The following is a 19,841-nucleotide window of genomic DNA, read 5'->3' as shown; positions in this document are numbered from 1 at the left end:
TCGAGATTTTTATTCCAGATATTTATACGATGGAACATATATTCCAATTTGCACCCGCTGCCCCAATTTGTCAACCCTTTTTCCGCACCCCTGAGCGTTTTCCCTCAGCCCCCGCCGTATAAAGGCCGCGGCGACGGCTCGCTATAAACGGAATATTTATTTCATCGCAGTTTCATATGGACTGACTTTCCTCTAAAACGGCCTGCCGCCGAGCGCTCACAACCTGCAACACTCTCCCATTGATGTAATCACCTCAGGATTCGCCCTGCCTTTTTTCAAAAATGATGTTTTTTGAGGTGATTTGATGTCTCAGTGATGGGATTGATTGACGCCCAGACGAGGGACGATTTAATTTTTTCGCACAAGTCCTGAGCGCCGCCGACCTGCAAGGTCACGCGCAAGTTAAGGACCACAGTAACGTCAATAGTGACGTCCCCGACGCACACAGATAACAACAACAGGGTAAACCGACTATGTCCCATCCCTCTCCCGATTTGCTTCGTTTCGCGTTGAATCACATGGTATGCCCATCCCTCACGCCGCTTGCGTTGCTGGACGCCGCCGCGTCCCTAAGTGTCGACGCCGTTGAACTGCGCAACGATATAGGCGACAACAGCCTCACCAACCTTGAACAGGCTAAAGCCGTTAACGCCAAGGCCGCGGCAATGGGCATTGAGGTTCTTAGCGTCAACGCCCTCTACCCTTTCAATATCTGGAATGACGAACGCGTCGCACAAGCGAAGGAGCTGGCGCACCTGGCCGCCGCCTGCGGCGCCAAAGCGCTGGTATTGTGCCCCTTAAACGATGGAACCCAGGTAGAACCCAGCGCCAGCAAAGACAAAGAACTTCGCCAAGCGCTGCAGGCGTTAAAGGAAATACTGGAGCCACATGGCCTTCAAGGCTACGTCGAGCCGCTTGGGTTCCCCGTTTCCTCTCTGCGTTTTAAGCAGGAAGCATTGGCGGCCATTGACGCCATAGATGGGGCGGATTGCTTTCAGTTGCTCCATGACACCTTCCATCATCGCGGCGCGGGCGAGCAGCGCCTGTATCCCCAACGCACCGGACTGATCCACATATCCGGCGTTGAAGATCCCGCGCTCAACTTCACCGACATGCTGGACGGCGACCGCGTACTGGTCGGCTCCAAAGACAGGCTGGGCAATGTCGAGCAGCTTCAACAAATGCTGGTCGCCGGCTATCGCGGTCCCATCTCCTTCGAACCCTTTTCCGAAACCGTGTGGAGTCTTGCGGACCCGCTCAACGCCGTGAAAGAGAGCATGGCGTACATCCGGCAGGCGCTCGCCCAATAACGCTTCCGACAGGACTTTTACATCACCGAACACAAGAGGCGTCCTGATGAAAATAGCCCTTGATCCTTACATGCATCGTCATTTACCGCTGCCTGCCATATGTCGTCTGACCCGGGAGTTGGGATACGACTATATCGAACTGTCGCCGCGGGCGGATTTCCTGCAATGGTGGACACGCCCCCGGGTTTACCCGGAGCGAGCGCAATCATTCAAAAAAGCCATGCGCGACCACGGCGTCGCGTTGGCCTCCCTGCAGCCCATGTACCGCTGGTCCAGTCCTTACCCGGATGAATGGGAAGTCGCCATGGACAACTGGAAGCGAACCATTCAGATAGCGGTGGAGATGGACTGCGATCTGCTCATTTCCGAATTCGGCCGCGGCGGCTCTCCTGAACGCTCCGCCGCCGATCACATCGGCCTGCACACGCCGGAAGCCTGTGAGAACGCCTTCTGGCGCGCCATGTCGATAAATACTGGCATTAACGGCTACAAAGCTACAAAGAGGATAATGCAATCATGTCTCTTAGAATCGGAATTATCGGCGCCGGCGCCATAGGAACGGATCACGCCCGCCGCATCACAAATACATTAAGCGGCGCGCAGGTAGTCGCCGTCACCGACGTCAATCCTGAGCAGGCCCACGCCCTGATAGACGGGCTCAAGTTAAAGGCTCAGGTATATCGCGACGGCCATGAGTTGATTCACGCCGAGCATGTCGATGCTGTCCTCGTCACTTCCTGGGGACCGACTCATGAAGAGTTTGTGCTCTCAGCGATCGCCGCAGGAAAATACGTCTTCTGTGAAAAACCGCTTGCCACCACCGCAGACGGATGCCGTCATATCGTGGACGCAGAGATCAACGCCGGTAAACGGCTGGTCCAGGTTGGCTTTATGCGTCCCTATGACAGCGGCTATCGACAGTTGAAACAGGCCATCGACGCTGGCGAAATCGGCGCGCCTTTGATGATTCACTGCGCTCATCGCAATCCCTCCGTCCCGGAATCTTACGTTACGCCCATGGCGATACATGACACCCTCATTCATGAACTGGATGTGCTGCGCTGGCTGCTGGATGACGACTACGTCAGCGCGCAGGTCGTGTTTCCCCGCAAAACCCGGCACGCTCACAGTAAAGTGGCCGATCCCCAGATCGTGCTGCTGGAGACTCGCAAAGGCGTGCGCATTGATGTGGAGATTTTCGTAAATTGCCGTTATGGCTATGACATTCAATGCGCGGTGGTCGGTGAGGAAGGCATCGCCAATCTGCCGGAGCCGCAGAGCCTGCTGATGCGTAAAGACGCCATGCATTACACCCAGGTGCTGACAGACTGGAAACAGCTCTTTATCGACGCCTACGACAGCGAGCTGCAAGTCTTTATCAAGGATATCCAGAACGGCGCGCTCAGCGGCCCTTCCGCCTGGGATGGATTCGCCGCCGCCGTCGCCGCAGACGCCTGCATCACGGCTCAAGACAGCGGGCGTATTGAAACCATTGAAATGCCTACTCGTCCCGCTTTCTACGCCTGACGTCACTCTTACCCGGCATAGCGCCTTGGGCCCGGTTGGGCTCAAGGCCTCGCCCTATTGGAATATTTATTCCACAGAGCGTTAGAAATCCTCCCTGTTCCACCTACTTCACCGATAAAAGTTCATCTCCACGATGCTGAGGGAGATCGCCTTACTTAAGTTTTGCGCCGCTTGCGCCAGGGCTTACGGCCCATTCTCCTCGTAAAAAAGAAAGTATTTTCCATCTATTGTCATTATGGAATTTTTATTCTATTCTTTTGAGAAAATGAAATGTCGGCGATGTCTGCGTCAGTACGGAGACAGGCCGGGGGAATTCGATGTATGGTTATGGGAGCCGCAGTTCCCGGCCACGGGAGATAAACAATAATATGAGTACAGACAAAACTCTGGACCTGATCTGCCTCGGCAGAGCCGCCGTCGACATTTACGGCGAACAAATCGGCAGCCGACTGGAAGACATGAGCAGCTTCGCCAAATACCTCGGCGGCTCCTCCGGCAACATCGCATATGGAACCGCCCGCCTGGGCCTGAAATCCGCCATGCTGACCCGCGTCGGCGACGAACACATGGGTCGTTTCGTGCGTGAAGAACTGGCGCGGGCCGGCGTCGATGTCAGCCATGTGGTCACCGACAAAGAACGTCTGACCGGTCTGGTGCTTCTCGGCATCAAAGATAAAGACACCTTTCCACTGATTTTCTATCGCAACGACTGCGCCGACATGGCGGTGGACAGCGGTGACTTCACCCCCGAATTTATCGCTTCCTCCAAGGCTCTGTTGATCACCGGCACCCACTTCTCCACGGATCAGACTTACTTCGCCAGCATGACGGCGCTGGAATATGCAAAAGCCGCCGGCGCCAGGCGGATTCTCGATATCGATTACCGCCCGGTGCTGTGGGGCCTGACCAGCCTCGGCGATGGCGAAACCCGCTTTATTTCCAGCGAAGGCGTCACCCGGCATTTGCAAAGCATCCTGCCCCACTTCGACTTGATTGTGGGCACCGAGGAAGAAGTGCACATCGCCGGCGGCAGCACGGACACTATCACCGCCCTGCAGGCGATTCGCGCGCTGACCGGCGCCACCATCGTCCTGAAACTGGGCGCCCAGGGCTGCACCGTGCTTGACGGCGAAATTCCCGCCAGCGCGGAGGCCTTCGAGGTGCATTCCGGCGTGCGCGTGGACGTGCTCAATGTGCTCGGCGCCGGCGACGCCTTCATGAGCGGTTTTCTGCGCGGCTGGCTGCGCGGCGAATCCTATGAGCGCTGCTGCGCCTACGCCAACGCCTGCGGCGCTCTGGTGGTGTCCCGGCACGGCTGCGCCCCGGCTATTCCCAGCGAGGAAGAGCTGGATGACTATATGGCGCGGGCGCAATCCATTCCCCGTCCGGATCTGGACGAACGGCTGAACTATCTGCATCGGGTCACCACCCAGCGCAACAGCGCCCAGTGGAGCGACCTGTGCATTCTGGCTTTTGATCATCGCAAGCAACTGTTCGACATGGCCCGGGAAGAAGGCGCAGACCTGTCCCGCATCAAGCAGCTAAAACGCTTGCTGGTAAAAGCGACGGAGTTGGGGGCCAAAGGCATTGGCGACAGTCAGGTCGGCGTCCTGGTTGACGACACCTATGGACAGGACGCGCTCAATGACGTCAGTGGACGCGGCTGGTGGATTGGTCGCCCGGTGGAGTTTCCCAGCTCACGCCCCTTGGAATTGGAAGGCGGCCGCAGCGTGAGCGCGCGCCTGAAAACCTGGCCCAAAGAGCATATCGTCAAATGCCTGGTGTTCTACCACCCGGAAGACTGCATCGACCTGCGCATGGCGCAGGAGCGTCAGGTGCGCGAACTGTACAAAGCCTGCTGCGACTCCGGTCATGAAATGCTGCTGGAGCTGATTCCGCCTCGTGACCAGGACGTTACCGACAATGTTTATATCGACGCCATGGCCCGCTTCTACAACCTGGGCGTCAAACCGGACTGGTGGAAACTGCCGCCGCAATCGCCCGCCAACTGGCGCCGCATCAGCGACCTGATCGCACAACGCTCTCCCCATTGCCGCGGCGTGGTGATGCTGGGTCTGGACGCGCCGGCGGAAGAACTGAAAAAAGGCTTTATGGACAGCGCCGGCTTCGATATCTGCAAAGGTTTCGCCGTAGGTCGCACAATTTTCAGCGTCCCCAGCCGCAAGTGGCTGCGCGGCGAATTCAACGACCAGGAGCTGATCGACGCAGTCGCCGTCAATTACCTGGAGCTGGTCGCCTGCTGGAAGCAACGCAACAGCCTGCAGCCCTAGACGATTACCTTATTAATCAGGCAGACAAATAGCTTCCTTCTATTTGTCTGCAACGACAGGAACTGCACAGGTCAGGTCCTGTCTCCCGTGAAACAGACAGAGATGGCGAACGGACCAAGATCCGGATCAGCAAAGACGAGAGGCTAAGCCGAATGAAAACAATAAGACTGACCATGGCGCAGGCGGTGATAAAATATATGATCGCGCAAAAGGTCGACGTGGATGGCGAAATCAAACCTTTATTCGCAGGGATGTGGGCGATCTTCGGCCATGGCAACGTCGCCGGTCTGGGGGAAGCGCTGCATCATGTGCGCGACGCGCTTCCCACCTATCGCGCCCACAATGAACAGGGCATGGCCCACGCTGCGATCGCCTACGCCAAGACGCAGAATCGTCGTCAGATGATGGCCTGCACTGCATCCGCCGGACCCGGCTCGGTGAATATGGTGACCGCCGCCGCCGTGGCGCATGTCAATCGCATTCCTGTGCTGTTCCTGCCCGGCGACACCTTCGCCACCCGCATTCCCGACCCGGTGCTGCAACAGGTGGAGAACTTCCACGACTACACCCTGACTTCCAACGATTGCTTCAAACCGGTGAGCCGTTTCTTCGATCGCATCACTCGCCCTGAACAATTACTGGCGTCGTTGCCGCAGGCCTTGCGTGTCTTAACCGACCCTGTCGAGTGCGGACCGGTGACGCTGGCGCTGCCGCAGGATGTGCAGACCATGGCGTTTGATTACCCGGAAAGTTTCTTTGCGGAGAAAATCCACCGCCTGCGTCGTCAGGCGCCGGACGCCACAGAGCTGGCTGACGCCATCGCCATGATCAAAGCCTCGAAAAAGCCGTTGCTGGTCGCCGGCGGCGGCGTGCATTACTCCGGCGCGCTGGCGGAGCTGGACAGCCTGGCCTGCACTTATGCATTGCCTGTAGGGGAGACCCAGGCGGGCAAAGGCGCCCTGCCCTGGGATCATCGTCAAAACATCGGTTCGCTGGGCGTCACCGGCGCCGCCTCCACCAATGCGCTCGCTGCGGAGGCGGATCTGATCATCGCCGTCGGCACGCGTCTGGGCGATTTCGCCTCCGGTTCCCGCGCGATCATTGACCCCGACGCCAGATTGCTAAGCATCAATGTCGCCTCTTTTGACGCCGTCAAACACAAGGGGCAGCCCCTGGTGGGCGACGCCAGACTGACGCTGGCGCAATTGCAGGATGCTCTGGGCGACTGGCGCCCCGACGGAGAGTGGATTGAAAAGGCAGAACGCTTACGCGCGCAGTGGCATAAGTCCGTGGACAACGCCACCGCCGATCATCAGGAGGCCCTGCCTACGGACGCAGAAGTGGTCGGCGCGGTCAATCGCGCTGCGGGAGAAAAAGACATTGTGGTTTGCGCCGCTGGCGGTCTGCCGGGGGATCTGCAAAAGCTCTGGCGCACCCGCTATGACAGAGGCTATCACCTGGAGTACGGCTATTCCTGCATGGGTTATGAGCTGGCGGGAGGGGTCGGAGCCAAAATGGCGAAGCCGGATTCGGAAGTGTTCGTCATGGTCGGCGACGGCTCTTATCTGATGCTCAATTCCGAAATCGCCACCTCAGTCATGTTGGGGCAGAAAATCATCATTGTGGTGCTGGATAACCGTGGCTTTGGATGTATTCATCGTCTGCAACAAGCCTGCGGCGGTCCCGGTTTCAATAACCTGCTGGACGATTGCCTTACCACTGACGGCGGCGCACCCAAAATCGACTTCGCCGCCCACGGCGCCGCGCTGGGCGCCAAATCGGAAAGCGTGCGCAATATCAAGGAGCTGGAGGCCGCCCTGGAGCGCGCCAAGGCGTCCGACATCAGTTATCTGATCGCTATCGACACCGATCCCCTGAAAGTCACTGAAGACGGCGGGGCCTGGTGGGACGTGGCGGTCGCGGAAGTATCCGAACGTCCGCAGGTCGAAGAGGCCCGCCGCCGTTACGAGAGCTTCAAAGCTCGTCAGTTCAAAAATCTGTAATCACTTTTGGCGGAATATCTGGAGACTTCTCATGAGCGTACGTATCGGCATCAACCCTCTGACCTGGACTAACGACGACCTGCCCTCCCTGGGCGGCGACACGCCGCTGGAAGTGTGCCTCAGCGAAGGCAAACAGGCGGGCTTCGCCGGCTTTGAGCTGGGCCACAAGTTCCCGCGCACGCCGGAAGCGCTGGGACCGATTCTGGACCATCACGGACTGCGTCTGGTGTCCGGCTGGTTCAGCGGCCAACTGCTGGAGCGCAGCGTGGAAGCGGAAATCGCCGCCATTCAGGATCACCTGCATCTGCTGAAATCCCTTGGCGCTACGGCGATGGTGTATTGCGAGGTCACAGGCTGCGTGCATGGCGATCAAAGCACGCCAGTGTCTCACCGTCCACGTCTGGCGGAAGACCAGTGGGAAACCTTCGGCGCCAAGCTGACGCAAGTGGCGGATTACTGTCTGGAGCAAGGCGTTAAAATCGCCTATCACCATCACATGGGCACCGTGGTGGAAACCGAAGAAGAGATCGACGCGCTGATGGCCAACACCGGCGACTCCGTGGGCCTGCTGCTCGACACCGGGCATCTTACCTACGCAGGCGGCGATCCCATTGCGGTGCAGCAACGCCACGCGGATCGCATCAACCATGTGCACTGCAAAGACATTCGCATGCAAGTGCTGGCGGACGCCAAAAACCGGGATCTGAGTTTTCTGGATGCGGTGCTCAACGGCGTGTTCACGGTTCCCGGCGATGGCGGCGTTGACTATGCGACCCTGTTCAAAGGCCTGCAAGCCAGCGGCTATAAAGGCTGGCTGGTGGTGGAAGCGGAACAGGACCCCGCCGTCGCCCATCCGCTGACCTACGCCACGCTGGGCGCCAACAACCTGAAGCGGCTATGCGCCGAGGCGGGCATTACGCTATCGGAATAACCGCCACTATCCCCTATTAATCAGGCAGACAAATAGCAAAATCCGGCCCGGCATGGGCCCTGCATCTCCGATGACGCGCGCCTCTGCGCAGGCGCGCCGCAGCAAATGAAAAAGGTATTCGACATGCAAACTCTTGGTAACTTCATCAACGGCGTTCGTTGCGACAGCGCCTCGGGCCGCGTCGGTCCGGTTTTTAACCCCGCCACCGGCGAGCAACGCCTGAACGTCGCCCTGTCCAGCGCTGACGAAACCCGCGCTGCCATCGCGGCGGCGGAAACCGCGTTCGCCAGCTGGAAGGAAGTCACGCCGCTGCGCCGCGCTCGCGTCATGTTCAAATTCAAGGAGCTGATGGAGAAGCACGCTGACGAACTGGCGGAGTTAATCACGCTGGAGCACGGTAAAGTATTCTCCGACGCCCAGGGCGAACTGGTGCGGGGCCTGGAAGTCGTCGAATTCGCCTGCGGTATTCCGCACCTGCAAAAAGGCGAGCACAGTCTCAATGTGGGCCGTGGCGTCGACAGCTACAGCCTGATGCAGCCTTTAGGGGTTTGCGCCGGCATCTCTCCATTCAACTTTCCGGCCATGGTGCCCATGTGGATGTTCCCGGTGGCGATCGCCTGCGGCAATACCTTTGTGATGAAGCCATCGGAAAAAGACCCGTCAGTTCCATTGCGTCTGGCTGAACTGCTGAAAGAAGCCGGCCTGCCCGACGGCGTTTTTAACGTGGTGAACGGCGACAAAGAAGCCGTCGACGTGCTGCTGACCGACGAGCGCGTGCAGGCGGTCAGCTTCGTCGGCTCCACGCCTATCGCCGAATACATCTACGCCACCGCGTCCGCGCATGGCAAGCGGGTGCAGGCTCTCGGCGGCGCTAAAAACCACATGGTGGTCATGCCGGACGCCGATCCTGAACAGGTCGTCGGCTCATTAGTAGGCGCCGCCTACGGTTCCGCAGGGGAGCGCTGCATGGCGATCTCCGTCGCGGTCTGTGTGGGCGATGAGGTGGCGGACACTCTGGTCAGCCGCCTGCAAAGCGAAATCGATAGCATGCGCGTCGGTCCCGGTCTGGGCCTGCCGGAAGAAGCCCACATGGGACCGCTGGTGTCGAAAGAACACGCCGCCAAGGTGCGCAGTTATATTGGTTCGGGCATCGAAGAGGGCGCCGCGCTGATTCGCGATGGCCGCGACTTCGTCTGCGCCAGCAATGAGAAAGGATATTTCGTCGGCCCCACGCTGTTCGATCATGTGAAGCCGAACATGCGCATCTACAAAGAGGAAATCTTCGGACCGGTATTGTGTGTAGTGCGCGTCGACAGCTACGCGGAGGCCATTCGCCTGATCAATGAACACGAATACGGCAACGGCACCGCGATCTTCACCCGCGACGGCGACACCGCCCGTCAGTTCTGCGAAGAAATCCAGGTCGGCATGGTCGGCGTCAACGTCCCCATCCCCGTCCCCATGGCCTTCCACAGCTTCGGCGGTTGGAAACGCTCCCTGTTCGGCCCCCTACACATGCACGGCCCGGACGGCGTACGCTTCTACACACGCATGAAAACCATCACCAGCCGCTGGCCAACAGGCCTCCGCGCCGGCGCCGAGTTTTCCATGCCGACGATGAAGTAGACGCTTCCTGGCGGGTATAAGTTTTAAGTATCCCGGACTGGCCAACCATTCCGGGATACTGCAAACTATCCGTCCCGTCGACGTTTACCCGAAACGTCGCGTCAACTCACCACCCGGAATACAGAGACAACGCCCATGCAGCAACGAGATTTGGAATTCTTCCGCCCCGTATGGAGACGCGTAGCAATTACAGTGTTCTGCTTGTTCTGGGCGACGCTGGAATGGGCTACCGGCGAGCCTCTGTGGGGCATGATCGCCAGCGGCGCAGCGCTTTACTGCTATTGGCAGTTGTTTTATACATTTGATGCGAACACAGCCGAGAAACAAGGAAATAAAACGGACGCTAATGACTGAGCCGTCCGCCTCCATTCTGCTTACCCTCTTCCGCTACCTCTCTGCTTGTTAATGCAACTTCATCACCGCCGTCGTTACCAAACGATATATCAGGTGTAGTTAGCATTAGCTCATTTCACGCCCTCAAACCCCTTAACGAAGGTTTGGAATATGAATCCCAAGCAGAGAATCAATGCACTTTTAAAAGAGTTTTCTCAAATAAATGATCTCCCAGAGTTTCAACTTAACGAAGAAAATGTCTGTGGATTTCAGTATGTCAGCGACACAGTCATAACGCTGTTCCTTCCCGACGATCAGAATCAACTGGTATTTCTAAGCGACTTAGTTTCCCTGGATGAGCTTAGCTCTAATGCGTTAATTAAAGTCCTTGAGTACAGCTTCCCTGGCCTACGAACCAAAGGCGCGGCGATCAGCGTCAACCCGGAGGAGCGCTCATTGGCGTTGAGCTTTGTACAGGAAATAGAGGGGCTGACCGCCATACTGTTTTCCAACATACTCAAAAACTTCATTGAAACCGCCGTGCACTTCCGCGCCGTGATAGCCGACTATCAACATGAAGCGCCAACCGGGCAGGCTCCAGCCCCTAGGCCCAAAGCGCCATCTCCTAACCCCATGCACATGATCAGAGGCTAGAGAACCATGCAAACCAGCGGCGTTAACCAACAGAGCGGCGTTCATCACATCGATACCGCTGCAACCCAACAGTCGTCATCAACTTCGCAAAACCATCCGCGAACCATGAGTCTTGGCCAGGAAACGACCCAGCAGACTGGAACCTCCATGGCCTCCACCTCCTCCACACCGCTTACCAACAGCAGCCGCCTTACCGGAAGCACACCCAGTGACGTTCCTCTAGTCCGCATCAATATGGACGACGCCAACGCACATAATAATGCAAGAGCAGAAGCGCATGGTTTGCAGGAGAGCGCCGGGAGCAAGAAATATGAAGGGCTCAATACCACAAACCAGGCGTTAAGGTGGATCTCCACCCTGGCGCTGGAAAATACCAAAGGCGCAGTGGAAGTCCAGGCGACGGTTCATGAAGGCAAGCTGCTTATCAGTTGCAATAAAAATACAGCCGGGTTGCTTGAAGGGTTGAAAGCGTCTTTTCAAGACCTTGACAAGATAACGGGCAATGAACGCAACGACCGTCACCGACAAAACATCTCAAACCAATTACTTGATGACAGTGGCTTCGCCAAATTTAAGAGCGCAGCCGCCACGCAGACTGAAAAGGTGTCCGCCAATGACTTGGGACGTCAAATGTCGGACGCGGAGGCAGGGCGAGTTAAGCAGCAGGTAGGACCCATTCTCGATACCATTCAAAATGCAGCCAAGGCGCTACAAAGCGGCGATGATAGCCAGATCAAGCAATATGTGAAAGTGGTCGATAGCCAAGTGCATCCAGATAAAAACAAGTCTCTGGTTGACGGCGGCACTAAAAAGAACGATGAAGGCAAAGCCTGTATGCACGCAGAGCAATCTCTTTACGACTATCTCGCCAAGAATTTGCCTTCAGATAAAAGTGAAGGGCCGCTGTTGATCCCCGTAGCGGGGGTAAAACGCCCCTGCGCCGTGTGCGATCATGTTGAACGCTCCGCCGCCTCATTGCAGGATTCGCCTTTCGGGGAAAGCGGAGAGCTTTACCTGCACCGCGCCAGCAACCGACCGGGCGTCGTGTTTCCAGGTATTCAAGGCATTTCCGAAGGCGCACTGGGAAGCAAAAGTAACGTCGACACCACAGTAAATAACCTGCTGAACGGCCAGATTAACGCGCAATCTCACCAGGTTATAAATGGGTCGACCGATACAGACTCAGAGCACAACAGCAGCGACTCTGAGAGTGAACACAAAGCGAATCACTAATCAGGCAGACAAATAGCACATTCGGGAAGCGTTCTTCGAACCGCTTCCCGAGAAAAATACCGACAGCCGTAGTGACTTTCACCCACCTGAACTGGGCTTGATAACCTTGGTCCACAGGAAGTAAGCGCCAATGGCCAGCACCGCAAAGAACACCAGCTTGCCGATCAGTTTGAACGCCCACCAGGCGACAACAATGGCTAACACGCACCCGACAAGAAACAGCAGTTTTTTTAACATCAAAGGTTCTCGAAAACAGTAGAAAGTCTTGCGCCATAATGGCTGATGCGAGCGGAGATTTAAATACAAAATCTCCAGCGAACGCCGCATATTACAACCCCGGCGCCCGATTCATTTCCTTGTAGTAAATATACTTGCTGGAGACTTTGCCCGTCGCGGCGAACCATTGCTCCAGATAAGGCCCCATCCAGATCGCATCGCCCTGCTCCACCAGATGCCAGTCGCTTCCCAGACGGTAAACGCCCTGCCCCTGCAGAAAATACAGACCATGCTCCATGAAATGCATTTCCACGATGGGCAACGTGGCGCCGGGTTGAAACTCAAATACATTGACGCCCCAATCCCATGCCGAATCCTCGGGTAACAAGGTTTGCAGTAAGGCGCCGTCATCGCCGAGAAACGGCTTCGCCGCAGTTTGCGTCAGGGAGCTGACAAAAGATGAGACAGTCCCGGTCGACCCAGGCACAGGCGCGTACTTTTTCTGGAAAGCCAAGATCCGTCCTGTGTCGTCAGAATTCTTTAACTCAAAGCGCTCGCCCGCCTGCAAGTGCGCGAAGCCGTCCTGCTGCAGGCGGTGTGTGGCGCCGCCAAAAGTCAGTTCTATTGCGCCTTCCAACACCAGCAACAGAAATTCATCCGATGGGCTCTCCGAACAAAAACTGCCGCCAGCTTTCATATTCACCAGAAACTGACAGAACTTCGCCCCCATCTCCGGAGACGCCGTATAAATCACCTGACAGTTTTTCCACTGCGGCAAGTTCAACGGCACGTGAGAGTCGGGACACATCAGGGAATAATTACGGGATAGTTTGCTGCGGGTAGCGCCGGTCAGGGACATTTTTTCGCCTTATCTTGTTCTATTGTTCGGTAACACGTTCAATTCAGTCTCAATTCACCACACTTTCAGCGCACTGCTCAGGCTGCTGCCGTCTGTACTTGTGCGACAGTATATGACCAAGCCGAATACTTGGACGCTCCACTAATTGGTATGAGAAATACGCCATCAGAACAGTGATGATAATGCACGCTGACATATAGACCCCCATATGCAGAGATGCGACATCTGAAGCCCAGCTCTGCGTCCTTAGCGTGGCGACCAGTTTTATCGCCAAGGGATGAAAGAGATACACTGAGTAACTGATCATCCCTAACCAGATAGCGACAGGAGGAGCTGTGTTGAACAGTTTATACCCCACCAAAAATAACGCTACGCCCAATATATGTCCCGCAGCGAATCGTACAGGCTGGCCGTTAACATCCATCCCTAAAAGATGAAGTCCCCCTGTCAGTACTGGAACCGCAAGTACGCATACCGGCCCGGTTAGCAGCATCGTCATGTCGCGAGGCGATAAAGTCTTGGTTAGCAGCGTCCTAAAGATAGTCCCGGTCATCATGAGGGACAGGGCGTAAGGAATATAAATCAGCTCCTTATTCACCTCAGCAAACGCAGGACTAACTTTTGTCGCTATCGAGAGCACGCAAAACGTACTTAGCGCGAGAAAACAAAAGCTAAGCTGATAGAAACGATCATGGAGCACACCCGAGAAAAAGAGAAGTCCGCAGAGCCCATAAAACACCACCTCAACTTGCAGAGTCCAATACACGCCCAGAATATGAGGCTCCGCAAAAAAGGTCTGCAACATGGTCAAGTTGGCGGCGATATTTTCAGACGGGTATATTTTTCCTGAAAGCAAATAAGCCAGAGCCAAAGCACTTAGGATAGAAACCCAATAGGCCGGATAGAGTCGAAAAAAGCGACGCACGCCAAACTGTTTCAAAGCCCCATGGCCCGCGGAGAAGCTATAGGGAATCACAAACCCTGAAATGAGAAAAAAACAAACCACGCCAACGCGCCCCAGATCAATAGACCAGGCCAGATCAGCGAGAAAGACGCCATGAGCGGCGATATCAGGAATTTGAGTGAAAACTTCCGAGCTATGCTGCCAAACCACCAAACAAGCAGCAATACCTCTCATTGCATCAATATTTCCAAGCCGTTCATGCGCCATTCGAATCAATCCTTCTCAATCAAAAACAAAAGCAGCACTCGGCGATCAACAGAAGGACCAGGTTTGGCAAACTCATCCAGCGACGCGACACCATAACGAAAGCGAAGCCTCTGTGGACAGATCAGATCTGAACTTCTACTGATGAAGTCAGACGTCAAACCGCACAATTCTGTTCCTGGAGACAAATCCCGCCCGGGCGATGGCTGTCTGTGCTGCGATATTTTCTCTTTCTGTAGAGCAAATGGGACGTCGCTGGGTTTCTCTGATTCGGGAGGCCAAGGTCCGGATCACTTTTTCAGCGATGCCTTGTTTTCTGTGCTCCCGCGCCACAATCACGCCAATATCCACACAATCGGATTGAAAGATCGGATCATGCCTCATTTCCCCACTGGCGACTAATTCGCCTTCCCGCCAGTAGCCCAAAAGTTGCCTGCGCTCGATCAAGCCCCCTAGATAATAATTCAGCCACTCCTCCGGCGCTTGAATATTATGCGCGGTAAAAGCCACAAACTCTGAGAGCTGTTCGTTGCTGGCGAACGCCATCGGCAGTAGGTCTGACACACTCTGCGTCGCTGTGACGTTAACGTCGTATTCGTACATCAATGCATTCACTTGAAAACTGTTGAACACATCCAGGCACGCCGATAGATATGCAGGCTCAGCAGTGCTGACAAAAGCTCCTGCAATTTTTGAATAGCCTTTTCCACCCTGTTCGAGAATGCGGCGCAATGTTGGCGCGTACTGGTTTTGGTGGCTGGATGGCAGAAAAAGCTGCAATACATACCCCTCACTGTTGACGCAGGCGTATCCCGTCAGCGCACCGCCGTCGAACAAGCCAAGATGCTGCGAAAAAGGCAGGAACCCGTTCAACCACATGCCATCGAGAGGGGCGGCGCACCCCTTCAGATAGGCGATTTTTAGCGGCGTCAGGGAGTCATTGTTTTCAATAGACGTAATTTTCAGCATGTCACTCATCCTTATGTTGGCGACAGAGATCCAATATGTTTCGCGTGAGCTGCTTCTGCACGGCGTCGAGCGGATATTTGTCGTAGATCGATAAATAATGCAGGGCGACGCCATCCAGCATGGCCAGGATGATTCGGGCGTTATCGCGACTTTTCTCAACCCCCAAATCCTTCATCCAACGGCTCACCTGTTTCAGCAGCATTTCCGCTCGCTGCTTCGCGGCGGCGTCCACAATTTTGCGCAACTCGGGTGTGTGCAGAATGGTTAGCTGGAGCTTTAGATAAGTCTTTTCCGTTTTTAGAAACGTAAAAAACACCTTCAGGAAACTAGCGACAGACTCAGAAGCACTGCGTTCTTCCGACAACTCAGAGGATACCGACGCCATTCTACTGGTAGCGTCTTCCACCAAGGCGATGAGCAGCTCTTCCTTGCTCTTGAAATAGTTGTATGTCAGTCCTTTGGAAACTCCAGCCTGCTGCGAGATTTGCTCAATCGTTGTGGCGAAGTAGCCGTTTGCTTCAAACAGCGTCATTGCCGCCTGCAGTAGCTTTATTCTTCCCGTCTGCGGTCTCACCAAACCTCCCATTAATCATCTTAACTGACCACCCAGTCAGTTAAGATAATGAGGCGCGACATCATTTCTGTCAAGCTGATGTGCTTATATCAACTTGATTCAGCCTAATTTTTTGCGGCGAGGGGCCATTCAACGCCGCAAAGGAAGGTGACGAATAGAGTGAGTTGATATGACGCCGCCAGCGCTCCGCCCAGTATTCGAAGCGGGGTTCGTTGATGACATTAAACGCGGCGAAACTTTCCAACGGGGTAAGGCCCACATACCTCTGCGTGATATGCATCGCCGTCAACACTTGATCCGCCGCCAGCCCGGCCAACACGCCTCCCTCGGGGTGAAAGGCTCTTTCCGGAGCGTTCCAGGTGGTGGAAAGCAGGTAGCGTCGTCCTTTGAGTAAACCACCCTCGCCATACCGCTCTGCGCCGGCGAAGAAAACGCCATGCCCATACACATCGTCGATGTAGCGCTTTAACGCCGCGGGGGCGGAAAACCAGTACACGGGAAACTGAAGAATAATCAAATCCGCCCATTGGTACTTTTGCTGTTCTTCAGCGATGTCATAGCCGCTGATGACTTGCGAGGTTCGCACTTCTGCAAAGGGTTGCAGCGTCTTTTCCGCGACCTTGACCAGACCATCGTTATAGCTTCCACCCGCCACACCGGCTTTAGGTTCCGCTCCATTTACAATCAATACCTTATTCATCCGTCATGCTCCTGTTATTCGGCGCCGCCATTCATAGCTCATGGCGCCTTGGCTATATAAACAGGTTGTAGATTAGCGAGGCGGGCATTATTGTTTAATCTCGAATTATCTTTTTCATACTTTGAATATTCGCAACAATGATCCGATCCCTGCATGCCCTCCGCGTTTTTCTGTCCGTCGCCAAACATTTGAACTTCGCCCAGGCTTCCGCCGAGTTGCATTTGTCCGCATCGTCCGTGTCCCGACAGATAACAGAGCTGGAGAAAGAGCTGAATGTGGCGCTGTTCACCCGCAGCACCCGCATGGTGGCCTTGACCCAGCAGGGCCAGCGTTTGTATGAAGAGGCGGCGCCGCTGGTCATCTCTCTGGATGAAGTCAGTGATTGTCTGCGCCAGCAAAAAGAGGAAGTGGGCGGCAGAGTGAGTCTGTCCGCTCCCTGGTGGTTCGCCTCTTATTTTATCGCCCCGGCTCTGGCGGGCTTGAGGGACCATTACCCCGATCTGACGGTGATTCTGGATTGCGATGACCGCGTCATTGATCCCAACGAAGGACTGCATGATATCTACATTCGCTTCGGCAGACTGAACGACTCCCGCCTGTTGGCGAAAAAGTTCGGCGTCTACGAATTCTGGCTGATAGCCTCACCCCAATATATTGAGAAATACGGTGAGCCCATACATCCCAAAGATCTGCATGAGCATCGTCTGCTCGCCTACCGGTTTTCATCGCCGCACAGCAGTTGGATCTTTGATGATGGCGCGTCGCAACAACGCATCGCCATGCAAAGCCCTTATCTGCTCACTAACAATACCGAAAGCATCCTGCACTGCGCGTTGAACCACGGCGGCATCGGCCTGCTGGCGGATCATGGCGTATTGAACTCAGTGAAACGCGGCGAATTGATACGCCTGATGCCAAACTACGCCATCACACCCAACCGGTTTGAAAATGGCATGTATCTGGTTTACTCAAAAGACAAAGCGAAGATTAAACGCGTCAAAGCCGTCATTGATTACTTGGCTGAGCATTTGCGCAGTTAAGATCGCATGACTGCAAGGTCGTCATGCAGAATCTGAAAGGGTTAGTCAGGCGGCATGCGATGTCGCCAGGATAGCTAGACGCGAAGAAGTGGGCGCCATAGGAAACTATGACTACCCTGTTTCTTCATAGGCTCTGTTTTGAGGCGCGATCAGAATGAAATCTCATCCCTTACTTCTTGCATTGGCTTTATTCGCACTCTCTATTTTGGCGTTAGCTCCGATCATTGTTCTGCTCTTTTACGCCTTTGTGGAGTTGGGCTTGTTTTCCTGCGCGATGGTTAGCGCGGTATTGAGCGCGCACTATTACTGTAAAGTCAGTGGAAAGCCTCTCGCCAAGGCGGAGCTCGGCGCCTTCGCGGTGTTGGGCGCAGGCTATTGCCTGTTATTGGAAGCCTGCGCTTATTTTATCTTTCAGGCGTCAGACCAAACATTGAACGCCGAACGGCTGATCGCGTACGGGCTAGCGGCCTATCTGATATATCTGGTCACTATTATTTTCTGCGCCCGCGTATCCAAGCACGCAAATGAGCCAAACAAGCCAGCCAGACTTCTCCCCCACACGCTCATTGACCGCTGGATAGAGCGCCTCAGCAAGCCGCTCGATACACTGAGCAATGACGAACTCATACGGAAGATTGCTGGCTCTCCATCGGGAGGGATAAAAGGTTTTATACTTGGCGCAGCGTTTATGTGGCTGCTGATCAATCTATTTTTCCCGGTAAGCAATCACGTCAGCGCAATCATCAGCATGCTTCTATTGAGCTTCCTGTCGCTTCTGTTGATATCCGTGTTGAGCAAAAGAAACTTATTATTGGAAGAATTGAGAAAGAGACTGAACAGCGTGCCTGACAGCGCTTCGTCCGAACCATCATCGACGCAATATACTTAATGAAAACCCGCATACTATATATCGAAAATCACCCCGTCTTCGCCGCCTCAGCGCAGGATGTCTTTTTATCGGACTGTGAGATCACCGTGGCGCCGGATATGGCGTCCGTGTTGGCCGCACTGGAATCACAACGCTTTGATCTGGCGCTGGTTGATTTCGACCTGGATGACTGCAAAGGCGATGAAGTCACGCGAGTGATTCGTGAGCGCTTTCCCCAACTGAAAATCATCGCGGCGTCATCTCATGCGCAGGGTAACGCGAAAATTCAGAAGGCGGGCGCTGACGCGGTTTGCGGGAAAATGGAGTTCAGTAAAATCAGGGAAATAATAGAGCAGGTTTTAGAACGCCCTATATAAGCGGCTAAGTGAAACGCCATAGCGATTCCACAGATCGCACTCAAATTATTACACCTGGCTTCTCGTTAGCTTGATATCGAAGACGCCATACACGATAGAAGCCATTCCCAAAAGAAGAATGACAAGCGCCTCCGCGCTATCTTTCCCGCTTGCGACAAATTTATCGCCCATGATGCTCTTCACCGTGAACAAGTCGGACGCTCCCCACAGGAAAAGTATTCCACCCAGAACAATCATCGATATTGCAAACAGCCTTCGAAGAAAGGCGCCCATTCTTATACTCCCTTTTTACTCGCTTTACTTCCGATGCCTGATGTCCTCGCCAGCCATCGGAGGGGCATTCACAGTCCCTATTTCAACATCCTGATTTTTCGATATAACGTTCTTTCACTAACGCCGAGCAGTCTGGCCAGAGATGCATTGTCGCCCCTGCGTCGGTCGAAGACGCTTTGCAGATAACGACGCTCAGCCTCATCGCCTGTTCAGCCCGGTTGCGCAATTCACGGATGTTACCGGGAAAGGACTGTCTCCGCAGCCAATACTCCGCATTTTCTGCAAAGTGAAGAATACGTTGTTTGTTGAGACTATCGAGCAGATGCCGGGGCGGATCGAGCTCATCGCCGCCAACTCAAACACGACCTGCTGACGCTCTTCCTGTGGGGCGTCGGCTACGTACCCTACCTGACGATCTGGCGCTGGACGCTGGCCCCTTACGTAGGTTGGCCAGTGATGGCGTTATGCGTGTACTTGTGGGTGATGTGAGCGTTTGGAAGCTCTTGTAAGAGAGACGCAGAAAAAGCCTGCTCAGGCGGGCTTGAATCTGGTTAGAGAACCGCGACTCTTTTATCCAACATTGAACGCTGAAGCCATTATTTGTCGATCAGCTCGGCTGATACCGATGTTTTTAGCCACCGATTCCCACTGACTAACGCTGTGCAGCACTTCATCTTTTATCGCATTCGCTTCACTGACGCTTAGTCGAAAAAAGTCGATCACATCCACCGCTAAGTCGTAGTCCAGGCTATTGTCATTATCAGTAATATTCAAATGCAGTCCATTAGAGGGTGTAACAGGATTAATATCGTAAGCCGGAGATAAAACCCATCCCCCCTTTTGATAGATAAACCCATGGTTACGCAAGTGATCATCCGCATTGGAAATC

The 19,841-nt window shown here is 54.9% G+C and carries 23 protein-coding genes and 1 pseudogene; 14 read left to right on the top strand and 10 right to left on the bottom strand.

Features of this window, described 5'->3' with window-relative positions:
* The first annotated feature begins 473 nt into the window (after positions 1-473).
* The 10 genes from AC2IBB_RS06710 to AC2IBB_RS06665 all read left to right on the top strand — a co-directional run bounded on the left by AC2IBB_RS06710 (position 474) and on the right by AC2IBB_RS06665 (position 11,908).
* Positions 474-1,310: a TIM barrel protein gene (locus AC2IBB_RS06710; RefSeq protein WP_486332119.1), complete on the top strand. Its 837-nt coding sequence runs from the start codon at positions 474-476 to the stop codon at positions 1,308-1,310.
* 46 nt (positions 1,311-1,356) lie between these two features.
* Complete coding sequence (locus AC2IBB_RS06705; protein WP_486332118.1) at positions 1,357-1,866, top strand: sugar phosphate isomerase/epimerase family protein; 510 nt, start codon at positions 1,357-1,359, stop codon at positions 1,864-1,866.
* The gene (iolG, locus tag AC2IBB_RS06700; protein ID WP_486332117.1) at positions 1,827-2,837 is read left to right on the top strand and encodes a bifunctional inositol 2-dehydrogenase/D-chiro-inositol 1-dehydrogenase; all 1,011 of its coding nucleotides are present in this window, start codon (positions 1,827-1,829) and stop codon (positions 2,835-2,837) included. Before AC2IBB_RS06705 ends, iolG begins: the two co-directional genes overlap by 40 nt.
* Before the next feature lie 368 nt (positions 2,838-3,205).
* On the top strand, positions 3,206-5,128 hold the full coding sequence (locus AC2IBB_RS06695) for a bifunctional 5-dehydro-2-deoxygluconokinase/5-dehydro-2-deoxyphosphogluconate aldolase (protein ID WP_486332116.1): 1,923 nt from the start codon (positions 3,206-3,208) through the stop codon (positions 5,126-5,128).
* 152 nt (positions 5,129-5,280) lie between these two features.
* Positions 5,281-7,131 carry a 3D-(3,5/4)-trihydroxycyclohexane-1,2-dione acylhydrolase (decyclizing) gene (iolD, locus tag AC2IBB_RS06690; RefSeq protein WP_486332115.1) on the top strand — a complete coding sequence of 617 codons (1,851 nt, stop codon included), beginning with the start codon at positions 5,281-5,283 and terminating at the stop codon, positions 7,129-7,131.
* 31 nt (positions 7,132-7,162) lie between these two features.
* The gene (iolE, locus tag AC2IBB_RS06685) at positions 7,163-8,062 is read left to right on the top strand and encodes a myo-inosose-2 dehydratase (RefSeq protein WP_486332114.1); all 900 of its coding nucleotides are present in this window, start codon (positions 7,163-7,165) and stop codon (positions 8,060-8,062) included.
* Positions 8,063-8,185: 123 nt separating this feature from the next.
* Positions 8,186-9,688 (top strand): CoA-acylating methylmalonate-semialdehyde dehydrogenase, encoded by a 1,503-nt coding sequence (locus AC2IBB_RS06680; protein ID WP_486333927.1) that lies wholly within the window; start codon positions 8,186-8,188, stop codon positions 9,686-9,688.
* A 135-nt stretch (positions 9,689-9,823) separates the two neighbouring features.
* Positions 9,824-10,042, top strand: a complete 219-nt coding sequence (locus tag AC2IBB_RS06675) for a hypothetical protein (RefSeq protein WP_011395105.1) — start codon at positions 9,824-9,826, stop codon at positions 10,040-10,042.
* A 150-nt stretch (positions 10,043-10,192) separates the two neighbouring features.
* On the top strand, positions 10,193-10,675 hold the full coding sequence (locus tag AC2IBB_RS06670) for a CesT family type III secretion system chaperone (RefSeq protein WP_486332113.1): 483 nt from the start codon (positions 10,193-10,195) through the stop codon (positions 10,673-10,675).
* Positions 10,676-10,681: 6 nt separating this feature from the next.
* Complete coding sequence (locus AC2IBB_RS06665; RefSeq protein WP_486332112.1) at positions 10,682-11,908, top strand: hypothetical protein; 1,227 nt, start codon at positions 10,682-10,684, stop codon at positions 11,906-11,908.
* Positions 11,909-11,986: 78 nt separating this feature from the next.
* Here the strand turns inward: AC2IBB_RS06665 and AC2IBB_RS06660 are convergent, their stop codons facing one another.
* The 6 genes from AC2IBB_RS06660 to AC2IBB_RS06635 form a co-directional block, all read right to left on the bottom strand.
* On the bottom strand, positions 11,987-12,145 hold the full coding sequence (locus AC2IBB_RS06660) for a hypothetical protein (protein ID WP_486332111.1): 159 nt from the start codon (positions 12,143-12,145) through the stop codon (positions 11,987-11,989).
* Positions 12,146-12,236: 91 nt separating this feature from the next.
* Positions 12,237-12,983, bottom strand: a complete 747-nt coding sequence (allE, locus tag AC2IBB_RS06655; protein ID WP_486332110.1) for a (S)-ureidoglycine aminohydrolase — start codon at positions 12,981-12,983, stop codon at positions 12,237-12,239.
* 49 nt (positions 12,984-13,032) lie between these two features.
* Positions 13,033-14,154, bottom strand: a complete 1,122-nt coding sequence (locus AC2IBB_RS06650) for an acyltransferase family protein (RefSeq protein ID WP_486332109.1) — start codon at positions 14,152-14,154, stop codon at positions 13,033-13,035.
* Positions 14,155-14,301: 147 nt separating this feature from the next.
* Entirely contained in the window at positions 14,302-15,120 is an 819-nt protein-coding gene (locus tag AC2IBB_RS06645; protein WP_486332108.1) for a GNAT family N-acetyltransferase, read from the bottom strand.
* Between the two features lies 1 nt (position 15,121).
* Positions 15,122-15,694 (bottom strand): TetR/AcrR family transcriptional regulator, encoded by a 573-nt coding sequence (locus AC2IBB_RS06640; protein ID WP_486332107.1) that lies wholly within the window; start codon positions 15,692-15,694, stop codon positions 15,122-15,124.
* Between the two features lie 70 nt (positions 15,695-15,764).
* Positions 15,765-16,394, bottom strand: coding sequence for an NAD(P)H-dependent oxidoreductase (locus AC2IBB_RS06635; RefSeq protein ID WP_486332106.1), 630 nt, complete (start codon positions 16,392-16,394; stop codon positions 15,765-15,767).
* Between the two features lie 137 nt (positions 16,395-16,531).
* On the opposite strand from AC2IBB_RS06635, the gene AC2IBB_RS06630 reads away from it, so the two are divergent.
* From AC2IBB_RS06630 to AC2IBB_RS06620, 3 genes are all read left to right on the top strand, one after another.
* Positions 16,532-17,434, top strand: a complete 903-nt coding sequence (locus tag AC2IBB_RS06630) for a LysR family transcriptional regulator (RefSeq protein WP_486332105.1) — start codon at positions 16,532-16,534, stop codon at positions 17,432-17,434.
* Positions 17,435-17,588: 154 nt separating this feature from the next.
* Complete coding sequence (locus AC2IBB_RS06625; RefSeq protein WP_486332104.1) at positions 17,589-18,323, top strand: hypothetical protein; 735 nt, start codon at positions 17,589-17,591, stop codon at positions 18,321-18,323.
* On the top strand, positions 18,323-18,679 hold the full coding sequence (locus AC2IBB_RS06620; protein ID WP_011395095.1) for a response regulator: 357 nt from the start codon (positions 18,323-18,325) through the stop codon (positions 18,677-18,679). Before AC2IBB_RS06625 ends, AC2IBB_RS06620 begins: the two co-directional genes overlap by 1 nt.
* A gap of 48 nt (positions 18,680-18,727) precedes the next feature.
* Here AC2IBB_RS06620 and AC2IBB_RS06615 read toward each other — a convergent pair whose 3' ends face one another.
* From AC2IBB_RS06615 to AC2IBB_RS06605, 3 genes and pseudogenes are all read right to left on the bottom strand, one after another.
* Positions 18,728-18,952 (bottom strand): hypothetical protein, encoded by a 225-nt coding sequence (locus AC2IBB_RS06615; protein ID WP_011395094.1) that lies wholly within the window; start codon positions 18,950-18,952, stop codon positions 18,728-18,730.
* A 77-nt stretch (positions 18,953-19,029) separates the two neighbouring features.
* The gene (locus AC2IBB_RS06610) at positions 19,030-19,134 is read right to left on the bottom strand and encodes a helix-turn-helix domain-containing protein (RefSeq protein WP_486333926.1); all 105 of its coding nucleotides are present in this window, start codon (positions 19,132-19,134) and stop codon (positions 19,030-19,032) included.
* 68 nt (positions 19,135-19,202) lie between these two features.
* Positions 19,203-19,247: pseudogene (locus tag AC2IBB_RS06605) on the bottom strand (hypothetical protein); the annotation flags it as partial.
* Between the two features lie 71 nt (positions 19,248-19,318).
* On the opposite strand from AC2IBB_RS06605, the gene AC2IBB_RS06600 reads away from it, so the two are divergent.
* A complete protein-coding gene (locus AC2IBB_RS06600; protein ID WP_148212741.1) occupies positions 19,319-19,441 on the top strand; it encodes a cyd operon YbgE family protein in 123 nt (40 codons plus the stop codon).
* Positions 19,442-19,522: 81 nt separating this feature from the next.
* Here AC2IBB_RS06600 and AC2IBB_RS06595 read toward each other — a convergent pair whose 3' ends face one another.
* Positions 19,523-19,819: a HipA domain-containing protein gene (locus AC2IBB_RS06595; RefSeq protein ID WP_486332103.1), complete on the bottom strand. Its 297-nt coding sequence runs from the start codon at positions 19,817-19,819 to the stop codon at positions 19,523-19,525.
* Positions 19,820-19,841: the final 22 nt, after the last annotated feature.

The organism is Hahella sp. NS-SX17, assembly GCF_057367735.1.
This window is presented reverse-complemented; position numbering and strand designations above follow the sequence as displayed.